This window comes from Geobacillus sp. WSUCF1, assembly GCF_000422025.1.
Classification (GTDB): Bacteria; Bacillota; Bacilli; order Bacillales; family Anoxybacillaceae; genus Geobacillus; species Geobacillus zalihae.
In genome coordinates this window covers 1-5,511 of sequence record NZ_ATCO01000176.1, presented here as the reverse complement: position 1 = coordinate 5,511, position 5,511 = coordinate 1, and the positions used below count along the sequence as shown (strand labels likewise).

At 55.3% G+C, this 5,511-nt stretch carries 4 protein-coding genes; all 4 read right to left on the bottom strand.

Translation table 11 applies throughout. The features are described from left to right. Positions 1-361 (bottom strand): hypothetical protein (locus I656_RS02005; protein WP_020756491.1); only part of this gene is annotated, 361 nt, incomplete at its 3' end. A gap of 189 nt (positions 362-550) precedes the next feature. Further along, positions 551-2,014, bottom strand: coding sequence for a CoA-acylating methylmalonate-semialdehyde dehydrogenase (locus I656_RS02010; protein WP_033006555.1), 1,464 nt, complete (start codon positions 2,012-2,014; stop codon positions 551-553). Between the two features lie 201 nt (positions 2,015-2,215). Continuing rightward, a complete protein-coding gene (locus I656_RS02015; protein WP_033006554.1) occupies positions 2,216-3,403 on the bottom strand; it encodes an iron-containing alcohol dehydrogenase in 1,188 nt (395 codons plus the stop codon). A 198-nt stretch (positions 3,404-3,601) separates the two neighbouring features. Beyond that, a complete protein-coding gene (locus tag I656_RS02020) occupies positions 3,602-5,317 on the bottom strand; it encodes a sigma 54-interacting transcriptional regulator (RefSeq protein WP_020756486.1) in 1,716 nt (571 codons plus the stop codon). Positions 5,318-5,511 lie beyond the last annotated feature (194 nt).

The window sequence follows — 5,511 nt, the reverse complement described above, 5'->3', positions numbered from 1 at the left end:
TTCGGAAAGATGTTAAAAAGAATTGTTTCGACAATGGTCTAGCAGCATGCTCATCCATCACAACGGCTTGAGCACCAAGTTCTTTCGCTCCAATAATAACTTCTAACTCCCCGGCATGGAATTTTCCATACAAACTTTCAACAAGGCCGCGATTTTTTACATGGTATAGTCGAAACACCCCCTCGTTGACCAATCGTTTGAGCTCTTCTTTTCCATAATGGCGTGGGGCATGGTGATGAACAATTTCTTGATAGACAGCTTCCGGAACATATACTTCATCAAATAGGTCAGACAAAAGAGTCAATTGACCAACGATCGACAGACCTATAATCGGTGTAGAGTTGACCGTAACCCTACTCATTGCGATCCCTATTTTCATTGCTCAATTGTTGCACCGTGTCCCAATCATCTTTGATGTGTTCCTCCGTATATTCCATCCAAGGAATCGCCTTCGAACGCAATACATCGATAAATTCCCCTAAGGATTTTCCTGCCAATTCAGGGCGATAAAAAAGCAGCCCGAATCCAAGCGGGCTGCTTCATTGTTTTCCTATTCATATCTCGCCGTCACCATTTTCTTTCTCGTATAAAACTCGACGCCGTCGCGGCCGTTGGCGTGGAGGTCGCCATAGAACGAGTTTTTGTAGCCTGAGAACGGGAAAAACGCCATCGGCGCTGGGACGGCGACGTTGATACCGAGCATGCCAGCGTCGATTTCTTCACGGAACTGGCGGATCGCTTTGGCGCTGTCCGTGTAGATGCAGGCGCCGTTGGCGAATTCCGACCGGTTGGCGATCTCAATCGCTTCGTCCAAATCGCGGGCGCGGACGACCGACAGAACCGGGGCAAAAATTTCGTCCGTCCAAATCGTCATGCCCGGTTTGACATGGTCGAAAATCGTCGGGCCGATGAAATACCCTTTTCCGCTCGTCGCCGAGTCGCGGCGGCCATCGCGGACAAGGAGCGCCCCTTCTTTTTCGCCGATTTCGATGTATTTGATCGTCCGTTCTTTGTGCGACTCGCGGATGACCGGGCCTAAAAAGACGCCTTGGTCGAGCCCGTTGCCGATTTGGATGCGATCGGCGGCTTCTTTGAGCCGTTTCACTAACTCATCAGCGATATCGCCGACAGCAACGACGACCGAACACGCCATGCACCGCTCGCCCGCCGAACCGAACGCGGCGTTGATGATGTTCGTCACCGCCATATCAAGGTCGGCGTCCGGCATGACGATCGAATGGTTTTTCGCGCCAGCCAGCGCCTGTACGCGCTTGCCGTGGGCGGCGGCCGTTTTGTACACATATTCGGCGACCGGCTGTGAGCCGACGAACGAGACGGCTTTAATATCTTTGTGCTCTAAAATGCCGTTCACGACTTCATGCGCTCCGTGGACGATATTGAGCACCCCCGCCGGCAGGCCGGCTTCGGTGAACAGCTCTGCCAAACGGTTGGCGAGCATCGGCGTCCGCTCGGACGGCTTCAACACAAACGTGTTGCCGCAAGCGATGGCAAGCGGGAACATCCAGCACGGCACCATCATCGGGAAGTTAAACGGCGTAATGCCGGCAACAACGCCAAGCGGGTAACGGTACATGCCCGATTCGATGCCGGTCGCGATATCCGGCAGCTGTTGGCCCATCATAAGCGTCGGAATTCCCGCCGCAAATTCGACGCACTCAATGCCGCGCTGCACTTCACCGTATGCATCCTCATACACTTTGCCGTTTTCAAGCGTCACAAGTCTGGCAAGTTCCTCCCAATGCTCGACAAGGAGCTGCTGGTAGCGGAACAAAATGCGGGCGCGGCGCGGAACGGGCACTTTGCGCCATTCGCGGAACGCTTCTTTCGCAGCCGCCACCGCCGCATCAAGCTCATCGCGCGAAGAGAGCGGCACTTTCGCCAGCACTTCTCCTGTCGCCGGGTTCGGCACGATTTCTTCTTTTCCGGATGTTGACGCGACCCATTGGCCGCCGATAAAATTTTTCAATGTTTTCGTTTCGGTCACGGAACTCATGGATGAAACCACCTTTCTAGTCGATCTTTCAAAAGATTGGTTCATGAACGCACACAAGAGCTATGGATGATCGACGAGCGCTTCCTTTCGCGGAAACGGCCGGCGGGCTGAACGCTTCCAAAAAGCGGCGTTCTTTGCTGTCCGTTTGCTGCTGGTCGCTGTCATGCGTCCTGCAATCGCCATCCCAGCCGTCGGACTCATTTACGAACTTACGGTTTTGGTGTCGTACTGATAGTCATAACAATAATGGTACAAGGCGACGATTTCCTCATGGGTCGGCACTTTCGGATTGTTGCTTGGACTGCCGCTCGCGAGCGCATCGGCCGCCATTTTATCAACCGCTTTGTCAAACGCCGCTTTGTCGATGCCCCACGTTTTCATATTCGGAATGCGCAAATCGCGGCAAAGCTGTTTCACTTCTTCAACAAGCGCCTCAGCTGCTTCCGTATCGGAAACGTCTTTGAGCGGCGGCTTGATGATTCGGGCGATCACCGCCAATCGTTCGATGGCGCTGTCTTTTGTAAACTCCAGCACCCCCGGCAGCAACATCGCGTTCGATACGCCGTGCGGCACGTGGAAAAGCGCGCCGATCGGCCGCGACATGCCGTGCACAAGCGTCACCGAGGCGTTGGAAAACGCCATGCCCGCTTTCATGGCGGCGATCGCCATTTTTTCCCGCGCTTCGATGTCTTGACCGTTTTCATACGCCCGGCGCAAATGACCGACGATCGCTTCGATGGCAGAGAGCGCCAGCGCATCGGTCACCGGGTGGGCGCGTCGGGAAATGTACGCCTCGATCGCATGGCAGAGGGCGTCGATGCCCGTGGCCGCGGTGACGGACGGCGGGCACGAAACCGTGAGCAACGGGTCGACGATCGCCACGGCTGGAAGCAGCTCCGGTTGGGAAATCATCATTTTGACGTCCGTCTTCGTATTGATAATGACCGTTACTTTCGTCACTTCCGAACCCGTTCCGGCCGTTGTCGGAATGGCAATGAGCGGCAGCGGTTTTTCGGCAAACCGCTTTTGATTGCCGATATAGTCGCTGATCTCCCCTTCATTTGTCATCATGACGGCGACCGCCTTGGCGGCGTCAATGCTGCTACCGCCGCCGATGGCGATGACGACATCGCACCGCTCGCTCCGGCAGACGTCAAGCGCCTCTTTCACATGCACATCCGTCGGCTCGCTGTCGACTCCTGTATACTTCACAAACGGCAGCCCTGCTTCTTGCAAATATTGCTCACAGCGGGCAACCACCCCGATGTTCTCCATCACCGGGTCGCTGACGATGAGCGCTTTCGTTCCGAGCGCTTTTGCCTGTGGGCCGACTTCGGCGAACGTATTGCGCCCATACACAACCCGGCTGGGCACCAACAATTCGTACATCGCGTCCCCTCCTGATTTTGATAACGGTTTCACCTCTTTTAGAAAGCAAGTTTCGTACCAACATACAAAGCGCACCGCAACAAGGAAGTCGATTCAAAACAAAAGCGCCATCACCGACACAAACAAGACATCTATCAAACAATAACCAGACACTAATCCGACATCACAACAAAAACGACGGCTGTTCCGCCGTTGTGTCTATAATCCGTATTTTTTCAGTTTTTCATATAACGTCGAGCGGTGAATGCCGAGCCTCCTTGCCGCTTCCGCCTTATTGCCGCCCGCCGCCACCAGCGCCGCAGCGATTCGTTCCCGCTCGGATTGGTAAACCATTTCTTTCCATAGGTCCGCTATTCTCACACCCTGATCTGGCAAAGCGGAGACGGCCGGTTGAACGGTCGACAAATACGCTGGCAAGTGTTCGCGTTCGATCACATCTCCTTCAACCATGCTGATCAGCCATTCGACGACGTTGACCAGCTCGCGGATGTTTCCCGGCCAGGAATAGTCGACAAGCACTTCCATGGCCTCTTTGGTAAACGACTTCAACGCGACGCCAAACTGCCGGCACATCCGTTCCATATGGTGGGCGAGCAGCGCCGGAATATCCGTTTTCCGCTCGCGCAGCGGTGGGAGATGAATGCGAATGATGTTCAAGCGGTAAAACAAATCTTCCCGGAACGTTCCATTCCGCACCATCTCCTCGAGCGGCTTGTTCGTCGCGGCAATAATGCGCACGTCCACCTCGGTTTCGTATAGCCCGCCGACTTTTTCCACCTTTTTCTCTTCCAAGACGCGCAAAATTTTCGCCTGCATGGCCAGCGGCATATCGCCGATTTCATCCAAAAACAGCGTCCCCCGATGGGCGAGTTGAAACTTGCCGGGCTTGCCCCCTTTTTTCGCTCCGGTGAACGCCCCGTCCTCATAGCCGAACAGCTCCGCTTCCAACAACGACTCCGGGATGGCGGCGCAATTCACGCTGACAAACGGTCCGTCCGCATGCGGCCCCGCTTCGTGGATCGCCCGCGCCACCACTTCTTTCCCTGTCCCGCTTTCACCGGTAATCAGCACCGTCGACGGCACGCGCGCCGCCCGGCGGATCATCTGCTTCACCGCTGCGATCGCCGGGTTGCGGCCAATGATCCGCTCGACTCCGACGGCCGCAGGCGCAGCAGCCTTGCGTTTTGATTCTTCATCTTCTTTCGATTCTTTTCGGCTCGCTTCACGCGACAGCTCCTGCAGGCGGCGGAAAATTTCGTATACTTCCGATACCCCTTGGAAAATAAGCATGCCGATCGCCCCGATCACCTTGCCGTCCCGCCAAATCGGAATGCGGTGCACGACCATCGGCTGGCCGTAAATCTTTTGAATGTATCCACGTTCAGGAATGCCCGATTGAGCACAAATGTGCAGACGGGTGTTTTCGATCACTTCCGTCACATGTTTTCCGATCGCTTCTTCCCGGCGAATGCCGAGAAACTGGCAATACGCCCGGTTGATTTCACGAACCACGCCGTCCTCATCGACGACAACCACCCCTTCGTACGCCGCATCCAGCACCGTTTTCATCGTCTCAGCCAGACGGTGCGCTTCCTCCAGTTCATGCCGCAATCGTTCCAACTCGGCAGCCGCGGCGGAGTCGACTTCCATGTTCATTGTCTCTGCGCCGCTGTCTTCACGTCCTGCTTCCGATGAAAACGCCGCCAATACATTCCTGATCGGCGTCGTGCGGTCCATCTCACGCGCTGCTGCCCATAGCAGCATCCGCTGTGTGCACCGCCCGATCGTTCGGCCGTGCTCGTCAACCACATCAACCGCAGCTATCCCATGTTCCGCCAACAACTGGATGGCCTCGTGCATCGTTTGGCTGCCGCTAAGAGTCAGCCCTATACGGCGAACAGCGGTCATCGCCATCCCTCCCTTGCTTGTTCACTTGTTTGTATCGTTCGCCACCCGTAAGAAAAATCCTCTTTTAACATCTTTCTTCCGAAAGAAGTCTCCCACTTTGAAGCGAAGTGAAAGTGGGAGATGAATGTCGGTTGGCGTTAGCCAACGAATAGGATAGAATATGGCTAGAACGGACACCTTCGGAACGAAGGGAAGCGTAA